Source organism: Herbaspirillum autotrophicum, assembly GCF_001189915.1.
GTDB lineage: Bacteria > Pseudomonadota > Gammaproteobacteria > Burkholderiales > Burkholderiaceae_D > Herbaspirillum > Herbaspirillum autotrophicum.
On sequence record NZ_LFLS01000019.1, the window covers coordinates 84888 to 108541 of the forward strand.

The following is a 23654-nucleotide window of genomic DNA, read 5'->3' on the forward strand; positions in this document are numbered from 1 at the left end:
CTGCAGCAAAAATTTGCCAGTTGGAAATTGTTTGTGAGAATATACGGAGCCCGTTCACGCCCCCTCATATTCGACACAACCGCATGTTCCAATGGCTTTTGTTATCAGAGAATACGCTTACCGCAGCAGAGAATAACGTCTGGAAAGAAAGCGCATTGCGCATCATTCTGGTCTCCGGATTCCTGCTGGAGATGGGCATCGGCATATTGAGCGGGTGGCAGGCGCTCCAGTTGGGGCACTATTACATCCTGGCGCTGGATGGTCTGTTCTTCGTGCTGCTCGCCATCGCCATTTATTATTCGGTACGCCGCCCGGTACTGGGAAGTGCGCTGCTGATCGCGACCATCTACGCTGCCGCGTTTTGCATCGCCTACTTCATCACCGATCAGGAAATCGCCCGTCTCGGGCTCATGTTCGTCTATACCGCACCGCTGATCGGGCGCATGTTCTTCGGGCCGCGGGTGGCATTGCTGCTGATGGGCATCAATGTCTTTCCGTTCTGGCTGATCCTGCGCCATGATGCGCTGCCGACCTATCCCGGTCTGGGGCCGCCGCTGGCCGACGCCCACGGCTATATACAATCGCTGTTATTCCTGTTTTTCAACATTTGCGTGCCGCTGGGCGTGTTCCGTCTGCTGCATGCACTGGATGCTTCCATCATCCGCCACAGCAAATCGAGCAAAGATCTGCTGGCCAGCCATGCGCAATATCAAGAGATTTTTGAAAATGCCGGCGGCGCGATTTTGTTGTGCGACGTGCAGGGCACCATTCTGAAGGCCAACTCGCAAGCCAATCTGCTGATCGGCCGGGACCCCGGCGACACCTGCAAGTTGACCGGATTGCTGCGTGCCGGGACCGGCACGGCGGCGGCTCCGGCAACGCCCGACTTTGCTTCGCTGGTGCCGGGACAGGAATTGCGTACCAGCGCCGGCAAGCTGATTACCATCGACAGAATTACCTCGGCGTCGGACAACCATTGCATCGTGCTGCTGCGGGATATGTCCAACATGCGCCAGATGCAGGATGCGCTGGAACAGAGCACGCAACGGGTGTCTTTCTTGCGCAGCCACGACCACCTGACCAATCTGCCCAACCGCAGCATGCTCAAGCGCCATCTGGATGAGATATTGCCGACGCTGCGACCGGAGCGGCGGCTGGCGCTGGTGACGCTGCGTCTGGACAGCATCAAGTACATCAACGATGCGCACGGCATGGCGACCGGCGATGCCCTGATCAAGTCATTTGCCGAAGCCCTCGCCGCACAGGTGCCTGCATCGGGGTTTTGTACCCGCCTGCGCAGCGTGGTGTTTTGCTTTTTGCTCGACAGCGATGCGGATAGTCTGGATGCCGTGACCCAGGCCGAATACATTTGCAGTCAGCTACCCAAGGAAATCGCCGTCGATGGCGAGCAGCATCAGGTACGCTTGTCGGTGGCGATTGCCTTTTCCCGTCATGATGATGCATCCTCGGACGATCTGATTCAGCGCGGCAAGGTCGCCAACGACAGCGCGCGTCAAAGCGGCGGGCAGCAAGTCAGCGTGTTCGATGAGACCGCCGCTGCCAGGATTCGCCGCAAACTCAGCATCGAACAGGCTATCGTGGCCGCCTTGAAAGCACGTGAATTTCGTCTGGTGTTCCAGCCCAAGGTAGATCACGACGCCGCCATCGTCGGCCTCGAAGCCCTGATTCGCTGGCGCTCATCGCTGCTGGGGGAGGTATCGCCGGCCGAATTCATCCCGATTGCGGAAGGCAGCGGCACCATTCGCCAGATCACTGCATTCGTGGTCGATCAGGTGTGCGCGCATATTCGCCAGATCACCAATTTGCAGGGCAGTTGTTTACCGGTTGCCATCAACCTGTCTGCCATTGATGTGGTGCGCGAGGATTTGCTGATGCTGGTGAACGCCAGTTGCCAGCGACATGGCGTCGCGCCCGAATGTCTGGAGTTCGAAATCACCGAAACCGGTCTGATCGGTAACGAAAATCTGGCGATTCAACATCTGGAAGCGCTGCGCGCCAAAGGGTTCGGCATCACCATTGATGATTTCGGCACCGGCTATTCGTCGTTGTCCAAGTTGAGCCGCTTTCCGACCAAGAGCATCAAGATCGATCAATCATTCGTGGCGCAGATCGGCCTTAACGAAAAAAGCGAACTGATCATTCGCGCGGTGGTCTCGCTGGCCGCCATTCTGTCCTGCACCACGGTGGCTGAAGGTGTGGAAACGCGGGAGCAGGAAGTATTTCTGAAGGCCATCGGCTGCGGATTTTTTCAGGGATTCTATTACTACCGGCCAATGGAATTTGAACAGGTCGTGGCCCTGTTGAACGCGAATTTATCCGGCGCGTAGCAAACCGGTCGCAGCTGCGTTAAGATATTGGTCTTACCAATTTCCGCCGTCACGGCGGCAAATCATTTTCACCGAGACCAAGAGAGACCTATGACCAAGACCATTACTGCGCCCGGCGTTGCACCCGTTTATCGCGGCGTTTTCCCGGTAGCGCCTACGATTTTCGACGAGCGCGGTGAATTGGATCTGGACGGTCAGCGGCGCTGTATCGACTTCATGATCGATGCCGGTTCCAACGGTATCTGTATTCTGGCCAACTTCTCCGAGCAGTTTGCATTGGCTGACGATGAACGCAGTCTGCTGGTCGACACTGTGCTCAAGCATGTGGCGGGGCGGGTTCCGGTGATTGTCACGACCACCCATTTCAGTTCGCGCATCTGTGCCCAGCGCAGTCGCGCAGCACAGGATGCCGGCGCCGCCATGGTCATGATCATGCCGCCGTATCATGGCGCCACGATTCGCATCGGCGAGCGCGGCATCTACGAATTTTTCAGTACCGTCTCCGATGCCATCGACATCCCGATCATGATTCAGGACGCGCCGGTCAGCGGCACCGCATTGTCGGCACCGTTCCTGGTCAAGATGGCGCAAGAGATCGGACAGATATCCTATTTCAAGATCGAAGTGCCGCAGGCCGCCAACAAGTTGCGTGAACTGATCGCGCTCGGTGGCGATGCCATCATCGGACCGTGGGATGGTGAAGAAGCGATTACCCTGATGGCCGATCTCGATGCCGGCGCTACCGGTGCCATGACCGGCGGTGGTTTTCCTGATGGCATCCGCAAGATCGTGGATGCCTATGTCGCCGGCGATACCGAACTGGCGGCGCAGCATTACGAACAATGGCTGCCGTTGATCAATTATGAAAATCGTCAGGGTGGCTTTGCTACCTGCAAGGCGCTGATGCTGGAAGGTGGCGTCATCAAATCGGACGCTGTGCGGCATCCGTTCCCGGCAATGCAGCCGGCAACCCGCGCCGGCTTGCTGAAGATTGCACGACGTCTCAATCCGCTGGTACTAAGCTGGGGCAAGTAAGCAATCTACAAATTGCCGGCGCTCTGCAATGGAGCGCCGGCATTGCTCCCGGTTTCATATAGCATCCGCCATGCCACCGGCTGCGGATGCCATCCCGGCTTTGGCAATTCACCCGTCGCGGAAAAATGGTCATTACCATGTCATCGGCCTGCGATATAAAAACACCGCACGGGCATGTTGATTTTCTGCCTGTGATTTGCCGCGCAATTCCCGCCCTTGCACCGATCCGTCATGGCACATGTCGATGTGCCGACGTGCGCGTTACGTTTGTTTTCCCGATGTGCAGCCAATTCACAACGAACGAAAATTTTACATCGTCATGATTCTGTTGAGCGACGCAGAGTCAAAATGGGATTGGACCCAGATATCAATTCTTTGAATAGCAGATATGGATAAATAAAATCGAATTTCTTCGATGTTCCTGTGTTGCCATGAGGCTATATTTTGCTTGTACGGAAGCAGCATCTCTGACGTGGGGGGAGATGTATTTTGAGGCATATTGATAGCGTGGGGGCGATCATGAATACACAATGCAACGCCGGCAAAACGGCTTTGGTCATCGGAGGTGGAGCACCAAATTCAACGCTGATCGCAGGAGCATTGGCGGCATTTCTGGAAGAGGGAATCAGTTTTGATGTGATCTCCGCTTCCGGTGCCGGGGTCGTGATGGGACTGCTCTATACCGCGCCCAAGAATGGCACGCCGGGCGAGGCGCTGCGCCGCTGGGCCGATGTCGGCGTGGCCGACAGCATTTACAGCATGTTCCCGGTCAACTACAAAATCTTCAAGCAACCCGGAATCAAGGCGCAGAGTTATCGCGACAGCATGCAAGCGATGGCCGGCAATCCGTTCCTGAATGCATTCACGAAACAGTTCAGCGATGCCACCGAAGCCTGGTCGGACTGGAGCAATCTGATGATGAGCGCATTGTCGCCATCGGATTTGTCCGCCAAAAGCCTGGGCTTGTGCGCACACTTGCCGTTCATCGAACAAGCGATTGATTTCGACGTTATCGCCGCCATGGGGCCGGCGTTCTACATCAATGCGTTCAATGTGAACCAGGGCCGCATGCAAATCTGGGGCAAGCATGAAATCACGGCACGCCATGTACGTGCGGCATTGTCTTTTCCGTTTCTGTATCCGCCCACCGAGATTGATGGCAACGACTATATCGAAGGGGCGGCACTGGAAACACTGAACTTCAAACCATTCATCGGCGCCCCGGACAATCCGGCCCTGGAAAACGACGTGACCACGATCGTGGTGCTGGACATTCTCGGCGAAGAGCGTCTGATTCGCAAACCGCGCGATCTGTACGACGCCTGGACCCGTTCCATCATCACGCCGCTGGTGCAGATGTCGAAGAGTGAATTGCGGTTGTTCGAACTGGAACACAACACCGACCCGCTCAGCGGCAAACCGCTGCGCCGCATGCTCAAGGTTGATCTGATGGCGGAAGTGCCGTCAGATCACTGGCCGCAGATACTCGACTGGTCAGCCTCGAACATGCAATTGCTGTTCGACCTCGGTTATCGGGCCGGCCGCGACTTCTGTCGTCGCGACGGTGGCGGTCTGACCGGAAGCACTGACGATACACCGTTAGCCGCCTGAACGTTGCATGCAGATCCGGCACAGTCCGGTCGCCGTGACGGCATGAATCCTTGCCGCGCTTATCCAACTTTTGACTGTTAGAGACCCATCACATGACTATTACCAAGCGATTGATACTGACTTTATCGACGGCGCTGCTGGCGCTCCTGTTTGTCGGCTTTGGCGGGCTGTGGCAATTGCAGCGGGCACAGCAACGCCTCGATACCGTGCAAGACAAAATCATTCCGAGCATTCATGGTCTGTATGCCGCCAAAGGCTATCTGGCCGATACCCGGCTCGCAGGATATCGGCTTGCGGTTTTTTCCAATCTGAGTGACAAGACCGCGCTTAGCAAATCGGTGGCCGATACCAACAAGGCGTTTGACGACGTCGTCACCAATTACGAACGCGAGCGCGTGTATGACGACACCGACCGCAACATGCTGGTGGCCGATCAGGCCAACATGGCAGCCTATCGCGAATCGCTGAAACCGTTCTTCACCGCGGCCTATGCCGGCGATATGGATGGTGTGCGCGCCACGCTGGTGGCGGGCAGCCCGCTGGCGGTGGCCGCTGCTGCGGTCAAGAAAGGCTTCGACGACCATATTGCCTATAACAACAAGCTGGTCGAGGATGTGCGACAGGACAGTATGGCGGCCTATCATTTTGCAGTTCGCAGCATGGTCGCAGTCATCGTCGTGGCATTGCTGCTGACGGCCGTGCTGGCATTGCATTTGTATCGCAACATCAGCGGCAGTCTCGGTTCGATCCGGGCCACCTTCGAGCGCGTGAGTCAGTCGCTGGATCTGTCGCAGCCGGTGAAGATCGACCGCATGGATGAGATCGGCCATACCGCAACTGCCTTCAATAAATTGCAGGCGCGCATCGTCGAAGTCGTTGCCACGGTGCGCAGCTCGACCGACTCGGTCAGTGTTGCGGCGCGCCAGATTGCCGTCGGCAATGCCGATTTGTCGTCGCGTACCGAACGCCAGGCGGCGTCGCTGGAAGAAACTGCATCGAGCCTTGAGCAGCTCACGACGATGGTCAAGCAGAACACCGAGAATGCGCGTCAGGCCAATCAACTGGCGGCGTCGGCATCCGAGATCGCGTCGCAGGGCGGTGACGTGGTGCGGCAAGTGGTGGAGACCATGAATTCGATCAACGACTCCTCGCGCAAGATCGTCGATATCATCAGCGTGATTGACGGCATTGCGTTCCAGACCAATATCCTGGCATTGAACGCCGCCGTCGAAGCGGCACGCGCCGGCGAGCAGGGGCGTGGTTTTGCAGTGGTGGCCAGCGAGGTACGTAATCTGGCCCAGCGCAGCGCTTCGGCGGCCAAGGAAATCAAGGGTTTGATCGATGACTCGGTCAGCAAGGTCGGGTCCGGCAGCAAGCTGGTGGAACAGGCCGGTGTCACCATGAGCGACATCGTGGCCAGCGTGCAGCGCGTCAGTCATATCGTTGGTGAAATTTCCAGCGCCAGCGAAGAGCAGAGCGGCGATATCGTGCAGGTCAATCAGGCGGTATCGCAAATGGATGAAGTGACGCAGCAAAACGCGGCACTGGTCGAAGAGGCGGCGGCAGCTGCCGAAGCATTGCAACATCAGGCAGAGACCCTGGAACAGGTGGTCAGCGTATTCAAGCTGTCGGCCTCGGCGGTGGCCGCCGCCGGCATCAGCGCAGAACGACGCAACGTGATCGACATCACCCCGGCTGGCCGGCAACTGTCAGGTGGCAGGGGACAGCAACGCTTGCAGCATGAACAGGTGTGATGAACCTTGACGCAACAAGCCGGCGCGCGGTGGCCTAAAGATACTCGGGCCGGAACTGCCGCCGGCGGCTGAGCGTCTTGCCGGCCACCACAAATTCACCATTGCCGGTGTAATGCAGCGTTTTCGGATGTTTGGGGACGCGCGCGACATGGGCGCGCACGACCTCGAAGATGAAGAAGTTGTACTTGTCGATCAGGCTGTCGTCGGCCAGCTTGCATTCCAGGCTGGCAAAGCATTCCGCAATCAGCGGTGCCCTGACCTTGCCGGCTTTGCTGGCGGTGAAGCCGAAGTGCGCGAACTTGTCGATATCGCGGCCCGAGCAATTGCCGGCGCCGACTACCTGATCGATCAGGCTGGCAGTGGGAATATTGATGACGCATTCCCGGCTGTTGCGGATCAGCTCAAAACTGTGGTTGCCGCTGGCGATCACGCAACCGACCAGCGACGGTGAAAATTCCATGACGGTATGCCAGCCCATGGTCATGACATTGACTTCCTTGCGCCATGCCGAACTCACCAGCACGATTGGCCCCGGCTCCAGATAACGCCGAATCTGCGCCACCGGAAAGTCTTCCTTGTCATGGGTTTTCATGGTCATGCAAGCTCCTCAAAAAGATAATGCCCGCATGGCAGGCATGCAGGCATTGTCAACGGCGGGGCAACGTCACGGTGCAGGCACCGGCCGCGCTTAGCGTGAGTAGTAATAGCCGTCGTTATAACCACGGTCATCGCGATAATAGCGATTGTCATATTGCTGCACATAACGCGGCTGGACATACACCGGTTGGGCCGGTTGATAATAAACCTGTTGCGGCGGGTAATATGCCTGTGGCGGCGGTGCATAAATCTGCTGTTGCGGCGGCGCATAGCTTGGCGCCGAGTTGGCATTGGCAATCATCGAGCCGACGACCACTGCACCGAGGATGCCGGCGGCAATCGCCAGGCCATTTCCCCCACCGCCACCGCGATGATAACGATCACCGGCAACGGCGGAGCTGGATACCGATACTGCAAGCACGGCAACAGCCAGCAGCGCGGGGATGGTTTTCTTGGTGAACATGATGTGGTCCTCTTTATAGGTAGCACCGATAGGGTGGTGCGACGAATTGAATATAGGTCATTTCCAGGCGTTTCGCGCGAATCGCAGTAATTGCTTACACTTCTTACCGATGCCGCCAATTTGCCCGGAGCAAGTTCTGCACCGGCAGTGCGCCGCAGCGGGCAGGCATGAAGCGGGCGTATTCATATTAGAATGCATCGCACAGTGCCTGTCTTCCATCCGCAAACAGAAAAACACAAGTCCATGTCTTATTCTCCCAGCCGCCCCGTGGCGTACGCCTGTCTCGCGTTGAGCATGTCCATGGTGGGCGCGTATGTCGCGCTGACCAAGCCGCTGTCGCTGGCATTGCCGGTCTTTTTGCTGGGCTGGATGCGGTTTGGCATCGGCGCCATCGCGATGACGCGCTGGCTGGTCAAGCCGGCCGCGGAGCCGGCAATTTCAGGCCACACCAAAATGCTGGTGTTTCTGGAATCCTTTTTCGGCAACTTCCTGTTCACGGTATGCATGATTACCGGCGTCAGCATGACCAGCGCCGTCTCGGCCGGCGTCATCATGTCTGCCATTCCGGCCATGGTGGCGCTGATGAGCTGGATTTTTCTGCGTGAAAAAATCGGTCTGCGGACCTGGCTGGCAGTTGCCTGCAGCGTGCTCGGCATCAGCCTGTTGTCGTTCAGCAAGGCCGGTCATGTCGATCAGCTCAGTGACGCCGCCCATCAGCAAGCCTGGCTCGGGAATCTGTTCATCATCGGTGCCGTCATGTGCGAGGCAATCTATGCGGTCCTCGGCAAGAAGCTGACCGCCGTCCTCAGTCCCAAACGCATCAGTGCCATCATCAATTTGTGGGGACTGGTGCTGATGACGCCGATGGGCATTTATGCCGCCTTCCATTTCGACTTTACTGCCGTCGGCGCCGATATCTGGCTGTTGCTGCTGTTCTATGCGTTGGCCGCCAGCGTCTGGAGCGTGTGGTTGTGGATGACCGGGCTGAAATCAATCCCGGCGTCGCGTGCCAGCGTGTTTACCGTATTGCTGCCGATTACCGCGGCAGTGATCGGCGTGGCGGTACTCGGCGAACAGTTCAGCATGATGCAACTGCTGGCATTTGCGATTGCCTTGTCGGGCATGTTGCTGGTGACCTTGCCCGGCAAGCAGGGGCGTGACACCGGAGATGCCGGGACCGTCAGCGGGAAATTGCCGCATCAGAGCTGAGCCATGGGACGCCGCTATCACTACTCGGTCTATGTCATTGAGCTCGCGGCGGATGTGATTTGGGAAAGCAAGTTTCGCAAGGCCAATCCGGATTACGTTACCGGTATGGCATGTGTGTATGTCGGCATGACCGGACTCAATCCGGACGTTCGCTTCGACAAGCACAAGGCCGGTATCCAGTCGAATCGGTTCGTGCGCGATTTCGGATTGCGCCTGTTGCCGGCGTTGTACGAAATGTATAACCCGATGCCATATGAAGGCGCACGGGAAATGGAAGTCGAACTGGCTATCGGTTTGCGCGAAGCCGGCTATGGCGTCTGGCAAGCCTGACGATGTTCTGCAGCCACCGGCGCGCGGCGCTATACTCGTCGGCATCCGATGGCAATCCCTCCACTTCGACGACACCATGACTCTTTCTTATCTTGACCGGCAGGTAACCCAACCCGGCCCGGCAGCAGCAGAACGTATCGATAGTATCGCCAGCACCGCAGTGCCGTTGTCATTCACGCTGGAACCCGGTCTCACCTTGCGCGAGGCAATTGCCGCGCCGTTGCTGGCGGCCGGTATCGTCAGTGCCAGCGTGCGACTGGAAAACGTACAATTTGCACCATTTCATTACGTGCGTCCGGCGTTGTCGGCGACGCCCGACCATGCCGCGTACTACAGCGACCAATTCAGCCAGCCGGCGGTGTGCATGATGCGCGCCAATGCCACCTTCGGCAGCAAGGATGGCGCGCCGTTCGTGCACTGCCATGCATGGTGGGAAGATGCCGACGGCAATTGCGAGGGCGGTCATGTGCTGACCGATCTGTCGCTGATCGCAGCACCGGTTGCCGCGATGGCCTGGGGCAGTCGCGATGTGGCGATGCAGGTCGACTACGATCCGGAGACCAATTTTTCGCTGTTTCATCCGCTGGCCTGTACCACGCCGGCGCCGGCTGCCGCTGCTGAAAAACAGCCGCGCTCAGCCGTGGCACGCATCCGGCCGAATCAGGATTTGTCCCATGCGCTGGAAGAAATCTGCGCCCGCCACGGTTTTGATCACGCCATCATTCGTGGCAGCCTGGGCAGCATTGTCGGTGCGGTCTTCGAGGATGGGCGCATCATCCCTGAGCGCGCCACCGAAATCCTGGTCGAGAATGGCCGCGTCGATATCGATGCCGCCGGTACCCTGATGACCACTCTCGACATTTTTCTGATCGATATTCACGGCGCCGTACATCGCGGACGCCTGGCGCGCGGCTGCAATCCGGTGCTGATCTGTTTTGAACTGGTGCTGGAAGAGGTGCAGCAACCGTCTCACTGAAGACCGCGCAGCGCTGAACCCGAACCCTGATCGCCAGCGGCGACAGCGGGGCAGTTGGCAAGCGGCTGGTATTTGCACGATGTAAATACCACGTATATAATGATAATCATTCTCAATATTCTCCTCAGAGAGTGCTTGGCGGGCATCCGAAAGCGATGTCCGTTTTTTTATTGCGTTCTGTTTCCTGATTCATTTGTGCCGCTTGCTCAGGCCGCGACCTGATGCAGGGTACAGGTGACGCCATTTTTTGAGCCACCAGATGCCAACACCAGTTATTCACACGCGCGACATTGATGTCGCTGACGCCGGGGGGCGTGCATGAAACCGGGTACCGCCATTGGTTACCGTTTTGCCGTCGCATCGCGCGCGCTCGCTGCCATCCTCGGCGGCTATGCGCTGACCGCGGTGGCGATTGCCTTGCTGGCGCTGTGGCTGCCCATGGCGCGTGCCGAAGCGGTGTTGACCGCCACCCTGTTGTCGTTTGCGCTCTATGCCGGCGCCGTGATCTGGGTGTTCGCCGCGCGCAGTGCCTGGCGCGCCTGGTTCGGCATTCTGCTGCCGGCGCTCGGTCTCGGCTTGCTGTTGCTGATAACGAGGAGCATGGCATGAGAGAAGGTTTGCGGCAGTCCATGGCGTGGCTGCATACATGGTCGGGTTTGCTGGTGTGCTGGGTCTTGTTTCTGGTGTTTGGCGCCGGTACCGCTTCCTACTTCAAGGAAGAAATCACGCTGTGGATGAAACCGGAATTGCATCGCGCCGCACAGCAACCGGCATCCACCGGACAGCAGGCACAGATCGCCGTCAATTACATGGGCAAGCATGCAGCGCAGGCGCCGCGCTGGTTTATCAGCTTGCCGGCGGATCGCAGCAGCGAATTGAGCGGCGGCTACGTGGTGCCGCCATCTGCCGCCGACAAGGCGGCCGGCAAGCGCGGCAAATTCAAGAGCGATACCATCGACACCGTCACTGGCGAGAAAGCTGCCGACGTGCGCGAGACCCGCGGCGGTGAATTTCTGTACCGGCTGCATTACGACCTGCATTACATGCCGGTGCTGTGGGCGCGCTGGATTGTCGGCATCTGCGCCATGTTCATGCTGGTGGCAATCATCAGCGGCGTGATCACGCACAAACGCATCTTCAAGGATTTCTTTACTTTCCGTTCCGGCAAAGGCCAGCGTTCCTGGCTCGATGCACACAATGCAACGGCGGTGCTGGCGTTGCCGTATCACCTGATGATCACCTATACCGGACTGGTCACGCTGATGTTCATGTACATGCCGTCGGCGGCGCAGATGGCATACAAGGGAGACGAAAAGGCATTCTTCAGCGACGTGTTTCCAGGCAATTCCTCGAATACCAAACCCGCCGGCGTCAAAGCACCGCTGACCGCAATGGCGCCACTGGTGGCGCAAGCCGAGCAGCACTGGGGCGGCACGCGGGCGGCGCGACTGGTGGTCAATCATCCGGGCGATGCCAACGCCACCGTCGTGATCACGCGTCAGCGCGGCGCCGAGCTTTCCTATTTGCAGCCATCGATGCAATTCAACGGTGTCACCGGTGAATTGCTGGCGACCAATGGCGATCAGATCGCGCCCGCAGCGCAAACGCGCGGTGCCTTGTACGGTTTGCACATGGCGCATTTTGCGCAACCCTTGCTGCGGGTCTTGTTTTTCCTCTGTGGTCTGGCCGGCTGTGCGATGGTCGCCACCGGCGCTTTGTTATGGGCGGTCAAGGAACGACAGGGGCATGCCAAGGTGCTGGCCAAGGGCGGGCGCGTCGGTTTCGGGCTGCGTCTGGTGGATGGCCTGAACATCGGCGCGATTGCCGGTCTGCCGATTGCCTTTGCCGCCTATTTCTGGGCCAACCGTCTGTTGCCGATCGTGCTGGAAAAACGGGCCGAAGCTGAAATTACCTGTTTCTTCGCCGCCTGGGGGGTGGCTGCGGTACTGGCGCAACTCCGGCCCGACCGCCGCATGTGGCAATGGCAATTGCGGGCCGGTGCCTTGCTGTTCATCGGTTTGCCGGTGTTGAATGTGTTCACCACCTCGTCGCATCTGGGCGTGACGCTGTTGCAGGGACGCGGGCCGTGGGCAGTGGCCGGATTTGATTTGACGGTATTGGCGCTGGGTTTGTTTTTGGCAGCAGCGGCGCGCAAGGTGGGACGCAAGGCCAGGAGTAAAAGCGGTGCCGCCGCAGTCGCTGTCCGCAAGCATGCGGAACCGCAAAAGGAAGCCGCATGATTGCCTTCGTCATTTGTCTGGCGCTGGCTTACAGCGGCTGGAGTGCATTGAGCATGGGCATGGACCGCCACTATGCCGACGTGCATGGTCGCGGCACCGAGCCGCCGCCGAAGATCCGTACACGTTGCCGGCTGGCCGGGACGCTGGCGCTGGTGGTCACGTTTGCCATTTGTGTGGTGACCGACGGCTGGGGTATCGGACCGGTGTACTGGATGGGAACCATTACCATGGCAGCGCTGATCAGCGTCGTGGTGCTCAGTTACGTACCGCACTGGACGATCAGAAGCGGCCGGCTGGCGGCATTGTTGTCACTCGCTTGTGGTGTGGCCTGGCTGATTGGCTGATGGGCCGGCGGGCAAAGTTGCCCGTCTCTCATAACGGCGGCAGGCAGGCATTGGTGGCGTCGACAATCTGACGGATCGCAATGATGGTGCGAAACGCGCGCACATTCGGATCGTCATTGAGTACTTCGCGGCTGAAGGTATCGAATGCTTCCATGCTGGCCACTTCGATTTGCAGGATGAAGTCGATATCGCCGGCGACATACCATGCATGACGCACTTCCGGCCGTTGCCTGACCTTGCGGGTAAAGGCATCGAGCACGGCGCTGCCTTCGCGTTCCATCGTCACATGCACATGCATCGTCAGCGCTGAACCGAAAGCCGCCGGATTCAGGACCGCGACATCGGCAGTAATCGCGCCATCCCGTCGCAACTGCCGCAAGCGGCGCAATACCGCACTCTCGGAAAGTCCGACCTGGCTGGCCAGCGCGTGCGCCGGTGTCAGATTATTGCGGCGTACCAATTCCAGCAGGGCGCGGTCAAAGGCATCGATGTTGAATGATTTCGGCATGATGCGCCGATTATAAGACGGAAAAAGTTGGCTTGCCGCCTGATTATGCCCATAAGCGCAACGTATTCCGCGTATGCTCAGCCGATGTCAAATCAGACCAATCTTTCCTCTGGCGCTGCGGCGTCTGCTCCTGCTTCTGCCACGCTGACGGCACTGCTGCCGGTTGCCGCCCTGATCGGCGGCATCGTGTCGCTGGCGGTGGGCAGTTCGCTGGCCAAGCAATTGTTTCCCGCCGTCGGTGCGCAGGGCACCACCACTTATCGCGTTGTGTTTTCGGCTTTGCTGCTGATTGCCATCTGGCGGCCGTGGCGCTGGCCGTTGACGGCGCGCGATGTGCGTTCGGTGATCCTGTACGGGGTGGCACTGGGGGCGATGAATCTGCTGTTTTACATGGCGCTCAAAACCATTCCGCTGGGCATTGCGGTTGCCATCGAATTTACCGGCCCGCTGGTGGTGGCGATGGCATCGTCGCGGCGGCTGGTCGATTTCGTCTGGATCGCTTTTGCTGTTGCCGGTCTGGCCTTGTTGCTGCCGTTCGGTCATGGCGCCAGCTCGCTCGATCCGGTCGGTGTCGCCTATGTATTGGCGGCCGCCGTGTGCTGGGCGCTGTATATCATCTTCGGTCAGCGCGCCGGCAGTTTGCATGGCGGTCAGGCGGTGGCGCTCGGCATGTCGGTGGCAGCGCTGACGGTGTTGCCGTTCGGTGTCGCCCATGCCGGGATGGCCTTGCTCGATCCGTCGCTATTGCTGATCGGACTCGGCGTGGCGATTCTTTCCAGCACGATTCCGTACTCACTCGAAATGGTCGCGCTCAAACGTCTGCCGCGTCATACCTTCGGTATCTTGCTGAGCATGGAACCGGCCATCAGCGCGCTGGCAGCGCTGGTGATTCTCGGGGAACATCTGAGCGGGCTCGAATGGCTGGCGATTGTCAGCATCATCGTGGCCTCGGCCGGCAGTACCGTGACCGCGCACCGGGCGCGCATGGCCAAACTGCAGGCCGAACGCGATCTGATCATGCCGGGGTGACGCGGGGCAGACCTCAGGTCTGACGCGCAAAGATCGACAAGCGCGACAGGATCTGCGTCAGCAACATATTGCTGGCCACCGGCAATTGCCGTCCGAGCCGCACCATGGCGCGGGTTTCGGCGCTGGCCAGAATCGGATGGCCGAGATCCAGCGCGACCAGTTCGCCGGCATCGATTTCGCGGCGCGCTGCGAATGCCGGCACGAAGGTCAGGCCGGCGCCGCTGCGCACAAAACGCTTCAGGGCCGCAATCGAATTGGTGGTCAGCATCGGCGTGATTCGGATCTTTTCTGAAAACTCCACCATGTGCATGATGTGCCGCAAGCCGAAGGTGGCCGGCATGAGCGCAATCGGATAGCGCATGGCATCGGCGATGGTGACCGGGGCCGCGCTTTGCGCCAGCGGATGATCGGTGGCGGCCAGCAGGCACACCGGCTGGGTAGTACGCAGCCGGCAGCGCACGGCGGGATCAATCGGCGGATTGAAGGCCAGACCGATATGCGCCGAATCTTCCATCAGGCGCGTCACCACTTCACTGGCAGAGACTTGCTCGACCACCACGCTCAGGCGCGGATACTGTCGGCAAAAATCATTCACGATCTCATCCATCAGCGGATCGATGAACCCTTCGGTCACCACGATATCGACATGGCCGCGTTGCAAGCCGTTGAGCTCCTGCAAATGCGCGGTCAGCAGTTCTTGCTGCGAGCGGCAGCCACGATAATAGTCCAGCAAGATGCCGGCCGCTTCGGTCGGCGCCACGCCACGCGGCCGGCGCTCGAACAAGGTGACCGCGAGTTCGGTTTCCAGCAATTTGATTTGCCGGGTAATCACCGACGGCGCGATGTTCAGCTTATCTGCCGCACCGCGGATGGAGCCGGCCAGCAACACTTCATGAAAGTAATGCATGCGCCGCTGATTGATTTCATTCATGACTGGCTTGCCTTGGTGGAAGGGGTTTCGTGGTTGCCGGGCGGGCGCGGATCAAGGGAATCGGCATGCCTTGCCTTGCGTTGCTCGATGGGCAACGATAATTGACTGTCGTTGCTATTGTCAACACTTCCGGATTCCTGAATCATTTGCCGACTCAACAAGAACGATCAGCCAGGAGACCTATCAATGACTACCGAGCGCCTTAACGGTTCAGCCGCCGAGCTTGCCGCGATTTACCGCAAAATCAGCTGGCGCGTGCTGCCGCTGATGTTGGTGTGCTATTTCTTTGCCTATCTTGACCGCATCAATATCGGTTTTGCCAAGCTGCAGATGCAACAAGATATCGGTATCAGCGATGCCGTCTACGGCCTGGCCGCCGGCATTTTCTTCCTCGGCTATGTGATGTTTGAAGTGCCGAGCAACCTGCTGCTGGTCAAGGTTGGCGCCCGCAAGACCATGAGCCGCATCCTGGTGTTGTGGGGCCTGACCTCCGCCGCCATGCTGTTCGTGCGCGACGCGCAGACCTTTTATATCCTGCGCTTCATGCTGGGCGTGTTTGAAGCCGGCTTTGCTCCGGGCATGATTTTCTATCTGACCTACTGGTACTCATCCTCGCGGATGGCCGGTGCGCTGGCGGTCCTGATGCTGGTCGGCCCGTTGGGCGGCACGCTCGGTGGCCCGGTCTCGACCTGGATCATGACTGCCTTCGAAGGCAGCCACGGCATGCACGGCTGGCAATGGATGTTCCTGCTGGAAGGCTTGCCATGCGTGGTGCTGGGCGTGTTCGCTTACTTCTTCCTGGTCGACAAGCCGGCCGATGCGCGCTGGCTGTCCGAGCGCGAAAAGAAATTGCTGGCGGCCGATATCGTCCAGCCGGAAACCTCGCATTCGTCGTTCCTGACGGTGCTGAAGGACCCGCGCGTCTACGTCATGGCGTTCAGTTACTTCTGCTTTATCTGCGGCATCTACACCATCAGCTTCTGGTTGCCGACCATGATCAAGAATGCCGGCATCGTGGATGTCATGCAGATCGGTTTGTATTCGGCGATCCCGTATCTGGTTGGAGGCGTGGTCATGTTGCTGCTGGCCCGCAGCTCGGATCGCTTGCGCGAACGGCGCTGGCACGTGGCGCTGGCAGCATTGGCAGCGGCACTGGCATTGGGTCTGGCGGCGCTGGTGCCGGACAATTTCGTGTTGTTCATGGTCTGCATGAGTGTTGCTACCGCAGGTATCTGGGCGGCTTACACGGTATTCTGGGCGATGCCGTCGGAATATCTGAAAGGCCAGGCCGCCGCCGGTGGCATTGCGTTGATCAACAGCATCGGTTTGCTCGGCGGATTTTTCAGCCCGTCGCTGATCGGCTGGGCCAAGACCACCTACGGCAGTCTCAACGCCGGTCTGTACGTGATGGTCGGTTTGCTGGTGCTGGGCAGCATTGCCGTGGTACTCAACAAGCGCGTCATGCCGGTGTTGCCGCCATTGTCACGCAAGCCCGCACGCGGTTGAGATTGCGCGTAACCGCTGCCGGCCCGGTGCCGGCGGCAAGCATGATTTGATTTGTCACCATCAGAGTATGAAGGATTTTGTATGCGCATTTTGATCGCCGGGTTTCAGCACGAAACCAATACCTTCGCGCCGTCACCGGCCAGCTACGACAATTTCGTGCGCGGCGAAGGTTTTCCGGCCATGCGGCGCGGCGCGGATATGCTGGCCATGCGCGAAGTCAATATACCCATCGGCGGTTTCATCAATGCCATGTCGGGCCATGAATTGGTGCCGGTCATCTGGGCCGGCGCCACACCATCGGCGCATGTGACGCAAGATGCCTATGAGCGCATTGCCGGTGAAATCGTGGCCGCCGCGCAAGCGGAAACCGTCGATGCCATCTATCTCGATCTGCACGGCGCCATGGTGGCGCAGCATATCGACGATGGCGAAGGCGAATTGCTGGCCCGCCTGCGGCAGGTAGTGGGTCCCGATGTGCTGATCGTGGCAAGTCTGGATCTGCATGCCAACGTCACCGCCCAAATGCTGGCCAATGCCGATGGCCTGATTGCGTTTCGCACCTATCCGCATGTGGACATGGCAGCAACCGGCGAACGCGCTGCCGCATTTCTCAACGATTGTTTCAACAGCGGCATCAAACCGCACCACGTGGCACGCAGGCTGCCGTTCCTGATTCCGATCAATGCCATGTGCACCTTGCTGGAACCGGCGCGCGATACCTACCAGCAACTGGAACATATGGAACGCAGCAGCGGCGTCGCCTTATCGTTCGCCCCCGGTTTCCCGGCCGCCGACTTTCCTGAATGCGGTCCGGTGATCTGGGGTTACGGCAAGGATGCCGCCGTGGTCGAGCGAACCGTCGACAGCCTGTATCAGGAATTGCTGGCGCGTGAAAATGCATGGCGGGTAGAGTTCATGACCCCCGATGCAGCGGTACTGGAAGCGCAGCGCATTGCGCAACATGCATCGCGTCCGGTGGTGATTGCCGACACGCAAGATAATCCCGGCGCCGGTGGCGATTCGAATACCACCGGCATGCTGCGGGCACTGATACGCTGCAAGGCGCAGGGCGCAGCACTGGGTTTGCTGTTCGACCCCGCGGCTGCCGCACTGGCGCATCAGAGCGGTGTCGGCAGCGACATCACGCTGGCGCTCGGCGGCCAATCCGGTACGCCCGGTGACGAACCACTGCACGCCACGTTCCACGTCGAATATTTGGCGGATGGCAGTTGCCGGCTCGATGGTCCGATGATGAACGGCATGCAGGTCGAACTGGGACCGGTGGCCTGCCTCAGAATCGACGACATCCGCATTGCCGTCAGCTCGGTCAAGGTCGCCATGCAAGACCGCAATCTGTACCGCGCCGCCGGCATTGCACCGGAGCAGATGAAGATTCTGGTCAACAAGAGTTCGGTCCATTTCCGCGCCGACTTCCAGCCGATTGCCGAAAGCGTGCTGGTAGCCAAGTCACCGGGGCCATTCGTCGCCGACTCCGCCGATTTGCCGTGGACCCGGCTGGCGGACGGGATTCGCATGAGTCCTGGCGGCAAGCCGTTCAAGGCTGGCCTGAACTGAGTATTTGATTGGCTGTGCATCTGGCGCAATCTGACAAGGTTTTGTCGTTTTCGCCATGGCCGCGCGCTTTATGATTTCTCTCAGGGTACGACGATTGTCACTATGGCAGCAGTCAGGAGGGAACATCATGAAAAAAGGATTTTTTCTCGGCTTTATGTGCGGCGCGGTATTTCTGTCGCTGATCGTGGTCTGGCTGGCGTCACAGGCGCCCTCGGCGGCACCCGCTGTGGCACCGGTCAAGACCAATACCAATGTCACCGGCTATCGGTTGACGACATGAAAATCGATGACTTTTTCCGCTTCTATGGCGTTTACCGGCGCTGCGGCAATGGTCGTCTGGTTGCCGTGCGCATGGCCTTGAGCCGCATCTCCGGCCTGTATCAGTGAGCGCCTGGCAGCATCGTTACAGTGAATCGATAAACGCCAGCAACGCCTTGCGTTCTTCCGCCGTCAGTTGCACGTAACGGCGTTGCGCCGCTTGTGCTTCGCCGCCATGCCACAAGATCGCTTCCTGCACATTGCGGGCACGGCCATCGTGCAGATAGCCGGCCCGTTCATTCATCTTGCGCAGCAAGCCGGCGCCCCACAGCGGCGCGGTACGCCACTGGCGGCCATTGGCCAGATAATCGGGACGGCCATCGGCCAGACCCGGCCCCATGTCATGCAGCAACAGATCGGTATAGGGCGCAATCTCCGTGCCGCTCAGATCGCCCAGCAGCGGATGTTGCGCCAGCGGCAAGTGCGGACGATGGCAGGCCACACAACCGGCAGCCTTGAATAATTGCGCGCCGCGTTTGACGTCGGTACGGTCAGTGTCGCGTGCTGCCGGCGGTGCCAGGAAGCTGAGATAAATCGTCAAGTCATCCAGTTGCTGATCCGACAATTCCGGAATGCCGCCATGGGGCGCTTGCAGGCAGGCAGTCTGGGCTGGCATGCAACCGTCGTGTGGCATCAAGGTCGAGGTGATGCCGAGATCGCCGGCCATGGCGGCAGCGATCTGATCGCGCAAGCTACTGCGATTGGCTTTCAAGCCGAAGCGTCCGGACACGGTTTGCCCGCTCTGTACATCGTAGACGCGGTTGATCCGTCCGCGCACGGCGCGCGCCGGTGCTTGCTGCGCCAGTGTCAGCAAGGCCTGTTCGGGTACCGCTTCCAGCAAGCCGAGGCCGAATACCGGCGGTCCGACCCGGGCCGAGGTCATGACCTTGCCGAGCGCACCGTAACCGAGTTCATGAAAGCGCAAACGCGGTTGCCGCAGACTGACTTTTTCACCACCGGCCAGCGTTACCTGATGGCTGCGCCAGCTGACGCTGACCCGGCCTTCGGCCGGCACCCCCGGAATGCTGGCTTCATTGAATTGATCGCCATAGACCGGATGGGGGTTGGGGCCGCCATGCGCATCTTGTCCGGCGACGGATAAACGCACCAGCAACGAACCGGCGCGCTCGCGCGGGTCATCGGGCGCATGTCCCTTGCCGTTGGCGGCATGGCAGGCGATGCAGGAAATGCGGTTGTACAACGGGCCGAGCCCATCCACTTCACTGTCACGCGCCGGTGCGATGACCCAGTTCTGGCGAAACAGGGAACGGCCGCGCGCAAAACTGTCGCGCAGTTGTTCCGGCAGTTGCGGCAACGGCTGCGAAAATGCTTCGCGCGTGACATTGGTGGTGGCGTAGGGGCCGGCTGCCGATGCCACGGCTGGCAGCATACCGGCAACCGTCAACAGGCAGCAGCGGATGGTGAACCGGCGCATCATGCGCCTGCGCTGTCGAGCAAGGCTTGTGCTTGTGCACGTCGTTTGGCGCAGGTCGCGCTCCAGTTTTGCATGATGTCCTGACGCGTCGCGACCGCGCCTTCCAGATCGTTGTAGAACAATTTCTTGACGGCATAACTTTCCGCCATCGCTTCATCGGCCGGCGGCGTTTCCAGCAGTTGCCGTACTTCAGCCATCGGCTTGCCGGCCGCTTCCGCCACATGCACGCGTTGCCACAAGGCGCTGATCTCGGCATGCGGTTCGGCCAGCATGCTGCTGAAGATGGCGGAAATCACCGCCAGTCGCCAGCGTCCGCGTTCGCCGTCGTAATTCATGGCACCGTCGGCGGCGGCACGGAAAGGATTGAATTCGTTGCTGTCGGCATTGGTATAGATTTCCGGCCGCACCGGTAATTTGCGGATGTCGCGCAGCGTCAGCAAGCGCTGGCCTTCCGGCGACAACACGAATTCGGCAAAGGCTTGGGCACCGGCGGCATTGTTGCCGGCCAGCGGTAACGCGATATGGCCCGGATTGATGCCGTTGTGAATCGGGTAGCGTTGCCGGATATCGGCGCCGTTGGCAATCGCGGCATTGACGAAGAAGTCGATCGACAAACCGATTGCGGTGTCGCCGGAACCGATCAGGTCGCTGATGAAGGTCGAGCCGCGTCGCACCAGTCGCGACAAACCGGCGATTTCACTCCACATGGCCCAGCCGGCTTTCCAGCCATAAGCTTGCAGCACGATGTCGAACATCACCGGCGCAAAGCCGACTTCGGACGGCACCGGCAAGGCGATGTTGTTGCGCAGTCTGGGATTGACCAGATCGGGCCAGTCGCGCGGCGGCGCAACACCGAGGACGTCGAGTTTCTTTTGATTCCAGGCAAATACATACGCAGCGATTTCGGTCGCCAGGTAATAACCGTCGGGATCGGAAATCTGGGTCTTGCCGATGCGGGCCGGCAAAGTGCCGTGACCGATATCGAGCTTGCGCAGCAAGCGCTGATCCTTGAGCCGCGCAAACGTGCGCGGTGACGCCGACCAGTACACATCCACCGTTTCGCTGCCGCTTTGCTGTTCCAGATACGGCAGCGCGTCGTGCGGCATGCGCCACAGAAAGCGGATGCGGTATTGCGGATAACGCTTTTCGAACGCGCTTTCAAAGCGCGCCATCACTTCATCCGGATAGCTGGTGAGAATGTTGATCTGGCGTGGTGCTGCCGCCAGCGCGGCCAGCGGCAAAGCCGGCAACAGGCTGGCGCCGCTCAGCGCCAGCAGCAGACGCCGCCGATTCGGCAGTAATGACTTTTGCATCTTCGATGACATCTGCGACTCCTGGTTTACATCGATTGATTGAATTGAACAAAGTAAGTACGTCCGGCTTCGGGGAAACCTTCGGTATAGGAATACAGGCGATCAAACATGTTGCGCACGCCGGCTTCCACCAGCAGACCGCCATTCGTGCGGTAGCCGAGCTTGCCGTTGGTGACCGCGTAACCCGGAACGACCTGCTTGCCGTCGGTGCTGGAGTAACGCATGGAGTTGGCTTCGAAACTGCCATTGACGGTCCAGCCTTCGCTGACATTCCAGGTCGCATAAGTGAACAGCTTTTGCTTTGGCGTATCGGTCAGCTTGTTGTTATTGCTCAGATTGGCGCGATTCATCAGCGTGTAGTTGCCGCCCAGATCAAGCCTTCCGATGCTGCCGCGCAGTTCGAGTTCGATGCCGTTGACTTCCACCTTGCCGACGTTTTGCTGTTGCGAAATCGAACTGGTGATGGAGGTGGCCTGAATCATGTTGGTGATGTCACTGCGGAACAGATTGGCACCCAGCATCCATTTGTCGGCCACCTTGCCGCGATAGCCGATTTCGTAATGCGTGGCTTTTTCCGGTTGCAGTTCGGGATTCGGAATCGCCCTGCCCATGCGATATGAATAGCGGTCCTTGATGGTGGCAAAGCGGCTCTTGCGTGCAATCGTGGCGTGTACCGAGTCGCTGTCATTGAGCTTGTAATTGAGGCCGACCTGGCCATTCAGTGCGGACTTGGAACCGGTCTCGTAATTGCTGAGAACCTTGGTGGTGGAGTTGTAGTTCTGCGCACTCAATACTTCGGCACGCTGGAATGACAGGCCGGTCGCCAGTGTCAGCCGGTCAGTGACGGCGTGCGTGTCTTCAATCGCCAGCGTCTGGGTTTGATCCTTGTCGGTCTGTACCGGCTGGCCCACGGCGTTTTCGCGGTGTACGTCGGTCTTGATGTTGTAAGCGATCTGCAACTGATTGCGTTCACCGATGCGGATATCATCTTCGACGCTGAAGCCGGTGGTGAAATCATTGTAAAAGCTCGGCGCGCTGCTGCCGGTGCCCAGCGTGGTATAGGTCGCATTGGTAAATTGCGACAGCGAATTCTTGAAGGTGTCGTAGAAGGCGCGGAACTTCAGCGTGTGATTGCCGAGTTGGGTCTTGCTCAGGAAGTAAAAACTTTCCTTGTCCCAGTACGGCCATTGCCAGTACCTGATGGCCATATCCGGATCGGCGCCAGTATAAGGCGGCACATCCTTGACGCCATGCTGGTTGATGTAATTGAACACGTACTCATCGGTCGCATTCGGCGTCAGACCAATCTTGATGTTGACCTTGGAGTCATGCTGAGCACTGTTGTTGCGCTCACCGCTGCCTTGCGTCTTGGTCGGTGTGAATGAGGACGGCAACATGTAAAAGTCCTGATTGGTATACGACGCGCCGACCTGCAAATACCAGCTGCCCTGATTGGTGCCGGCGTTGCCGTAATACTGCTGGCCGGACATGCCGCCCTTGTCGCCAAACACGATGCCGCCGCCGACTTCACCTTCGAATTTCTTTTCCGGACGACGGCTGACCAGATTGATCGCACCGCCCAGCGTGTTGGCACCATACAAGGCAGAACTGAAACCCTTGGCCACATCGATGCGCGACAAGTCGAAGGTGCTGAAGCGGGCCAGATCGACATAGCCGTCATACGGGACATAGACCGGAATGCCATCGACATAGATCGGCACCTGACGCAGATCGAAACCGCGGATGTAGGCCATCTGTTCATTGCGCGCACCGACCTTGCTCAAGCTGATGCCCGGTGCCAGATTCAAGGCTTCGCCGACGGTATTGCGATCTTGCTGGCGCATTTCATCGATATCGACAGTGCTGCCGCCGAAGTTGTCGCTGTCTTTATTGCCGCTGGCGGTCACCCGGATTTCGCCGAGCGTGAAGACGCTGCTGTCAGGCGCAGCAAAGGCGTTGTTGATCAACACTGGCAAGATCGACAGTGCAAGCAATTTCTTTTTCATGATGGAAAATCCCCTCGTAATATTTTTATGGATATAGCGATAGCCGTAACTACCCCTCGAACGCGACGTGCAGGCACATTGCGCATCAAAGGCAATTCGCACCGGCCGATCAACGCGGACTATGCA

Annotated in this window: 21 protein-coding genes; 14 read left to right on the forward strand and 7 right to left on the reverse strand. The window is 59.1% G+C overall.

Translation table 11 applies throughout. The features are described 5' to 3' along the window. The first annotated feature begins 83 nt into the window (after positions 1-83). The 4 genes from AKL27_RS15750 (at position 84) to AKL27_RS15765 (ending at position 6748) form a co-directional block, all read left to right on the forward strand. Positions 84-2348, forward strand: a complete 2265-nt coding sequence (locus AKL27_RS15750) for a putative bifunctional diguanylate cyclase/phosphodiesterase (RefSeq protein ID WP_083439087.1) — start codon at positions 84-86, stop codon at positions 2346-2348. Between the two features lie 90 nt (positions 2349-2438). Next, complete coding sequence (locus AKL27_RS15755) at positions 2439-3383, forward strand: dihydrodipicolinate synthase family protein (protein ID WP_050463798.1); 945 nt, start codon at positions 2439-2441, stop codon at positions 3381-3383. Between the two features lie 519 nt (positions 3384-3902). Further along, positions 3903-4994 carry a patatin-like phospholipase family protein gene (locus tag AKL27_RS15760; protein WP_050463799.1) on the forward strand — a complete coding sequence of 364 codons (1092 nt, stop codon included), beginning with the start codon at positions 3903-3905 and terminating at the stop codon, positions 4992-4994. 92 nt (positions 4995-5086) lie between these two features. After that, the gene (locus AKL27_RS15765) at positions 5087-6748 is read left to right on the forward strand and encodes a methyl-accepting chemotaxis protein (RefSeq protein WP_050463800.1); all 1662 of its coding nucleotides are present in this window, start codon (positions 5087-5089) and stop codon (positions 6746-6748) included. 34 nt (positions 6749-6782) lie between these two features. On the opposite strand, the gene AKL27_RS15770 is transcribed toward AKL27_RS15765, so the two are convergent. Together AKL27_RS15770 and AKL27_RS15775 are read right to left on the reverse strand one after the other, a co-directional pair. Beyond that, positions 6783-7340, reverse strand: a complete 558-nt coding sequence (locus AKL27_RS15770; protein WP_050463834.1) for a flavin reductase family protein — start codon at positions 7338-7340, stop codon at positions 6783-6785. A gap of 96 nt (positions 7341-7436) precedes the next feature. Then, positions 7437-7808, reverse strand: coding sequence for a hypothetical protein (locus tag AKL27_RS15775; RefSeq protein WP_050463801.1), 372 nt, complete (start codon positions 7806-7808; stop codon positions 7437-7439). A gap of 243 nt (positions 7809-8051) precedes the next feature. Between AKL27_RS15775 and AKL27_RS15780 the strand changes: the two genes are divergently transcribed. The 6 genes from AKL27_RS15780 (at position 8052) to AKL27_RS15805 (ending at position 12907) form a co-directional block, all read left to right on the forward strand. Then, the gene (locus AKL27_RS15780) at positions 8052-9017 is read left to right on the forward strand and encodes a DMT family transporter (protein ID WP_050463802.1); all 966 of its coding nucleotides are present in this window, start codon (positions 8052-8054) and stop codon (positions 9015-9017) included. Positions 9018-9020: 3 nt separating this feature from the next. Beyond that, complete coding sequence (locus AKL27_RS15785) at positions 9021-9347, forward strand: hypothetical protein (RefSeq protein WP_050463803.1); 327 nt, start codon at positions 9021-9023, stop codon at positions 9345-9347. A 76-nt stretch (positions 9348-9423) separates the two neighbouring features. Continuing rightward, entirely contained in the window at positions 9424-10323 is a 900-nt protein-coding gene (locus AKL27_RS15790) for a PCC domain-containing protein (RefSeq protein WP_083439091.1), read from the forward strand. 318 nt (positions 10324-10641) lie between these two features. After that, the gene (locus tag AKL27_RS15795) at positions 10642-10932 is read left to right on the forward strand and encodes a DUF3649 domain-containing protein (RefSeq protein WP_050463805.1); all 291 of its coding nucleotides are present in this window, start codon (positions 10642-10644) and stop codon (positions 10930-10932) included. Then, positions 10929-12563, forward strand: coding sequence for a PepSY-associated TM helix domain-containing protein (locus AKL27_RS15800; protein ID WP_050463806.1), 1635 nt, complete (start codon positions 10929-10931; stop codon positions 12561-12563). The genes AKL27_RS15795 and AKL27_RS15800 overlap by 4 nt, the downstream gene beginning before the upstream one ends. Beyond that, positions 12560-12907 carry a DUF3325 domain-containing protein gene (locus AKL27_RS15805; RefSeq protein WP_050463807.1) on the forward strand — a complete coding sequence of 116 codons (348 nt, stop codon included), beginning with the start codon at positions 12560-12562 and terminating at the stop codon, positions 12905-12907. The genes AKL27_RS15800 and AKL27_RS15805 overlap by 4 nt, the downstream gene beginning before the upstream one ends. A gap of 28 nt (positions 12908-12935) precedes the next feature. Here the strand turns inward: AKL27_RS15805 and AKL27_RS15810 are convergent, their stop codons facing one another. After that, positions 12936-13415: an Lrp/AsnC family transcriptional regulator gene (locus tag AKL27_RS15810; RefSeq protein ID WP_050463808.1), complete on the reverse strand. Its 480-nt coding sequence runs from the start codon at positions 13413-13415 to the stop codon at positions 12936-12938. An 84-nt stretch (positions 13416-13499) separates the two neighbouring features. Here AKL27_RS15810 and AKL27_RS15815 point away from each other — a divergent pair, with 84 nt between their 5' ends. Next, positions 13500-14444 carry an EamA family transporter gene (locus tag AKL27_RS15815; RefSeq protein ID WP_083439088.1) on the forward strand — a complete coding sequence of 315 codons (945 nt, stop codon included), beginning with the start codon at positions 13500-13502 and terminating at the stop codon, positions 14442-14444. 13 nt (positions 14445-14457) lie between these two features. Here the strand turns inward: AKL27_RS15815 and AKL27_RS15820 are convergent, their stop codons facing one another. Then, complete coding sequence (locus tag AKL27_RS15820) at positions 14458-15375, reverse strand: LysR family transcriptional regulator (RefSeq protein ID WP_050463809.1); 918 nt, start codon at positions 15373-15375, stop codon at positions 14458-14460. 186 nt (positions 15376-15561) lie between these two features. On the opposite strand from AKL27_RS15820, the gene AKL27_RS15825 reads away from it, so the two are divergent. The 3 genes from AKL27_RS15825 (at position 15562) to AKL27_RS27780 (ending at position 18736) form a co-directional block, all read left to right on the forward strand. Next, a complete protein-coding gene (locus AKL27_RS15825; RefSeq protein ID WP_050463810.1) occupies positions 15562-16881 on the forward strand; it encodes an MFS transporter in 1320 nt (439 codons plus the stop codon). An 81-nt stretch (positions 16882-16962) separates the two neighbouring features. Beyond that, positions 16963-18456 (forward strand): M81 family metallopeptidase, encoded by a 1494-nt coding sequence (locus AKL27_RS15830; RefSeq protein ID WP_050463811.1) that lies wholly within the window; start codon positions 16963-16965, stop codon positions 18454-18456. A gap of 127 nt (positions 18457-18583) precedes the next feature. Further along, complete coding sequence (locus tag AKL27_RS27780) at positions 18584-18736, forward strand: hypothetical protein (RefSeq protein WP_157056951.1); 153 nt, start codon at positions 18584-18586, stop codon at positions 18734-18736. A gap of 123 nt (positions 18737-18859) precedes the next feature. Here AKL27_RS27780 and AKL27_RS15835 read toward each other — a convergent pair whose 3' ends face one another. The 3 genes from AKL27_RS15835 to AKL27_RS15845 are packed head-to-tail and all read right to left on the reverse strand — an operon-like array spanning position 18860 to position 23528. Beyond that, the gene (locus tag AKL27_RS15835) at positions 18860-20212 is read right to left on the reverse strand and encodes a di-heme oxidoreductase family protein (RefSeq protein ID WP_050463812.1); all 1353 of its coding nucleotides are present in this window, start codon (positions 20210-20212) and stop codon (positions 18860-18862) included. Continuing rightward, positions 20209-21534, reverse strand: coding sequence for an ABC transporter substrate-binding protein (locus tag AKL27_RS15840; protein WP_157056952.1), 1326 nt, complete (start codon positions 21532-21534; stop codon positions 20209-20211). The genes AKL27_RS15835 and AKL27_RS15840 overlap by 4 nt, the downstream gene beginning before the upstream one ends. A gap of 14 nt (positions 21535-21548) precedes the next feature. After that, positions 21549-23528, reverse strand: coding sequence for a TonB-dependent receptor plug domain-containing protein (locus AKL27_RS15845; RefSeq protein WP_050463813.1), 1980 nt, complete (start codon positions 23526-23528; stop codon positions 21549-21551). Between the last annotated feature and the right edge of the window lie 126 nt (positions 23529-23654).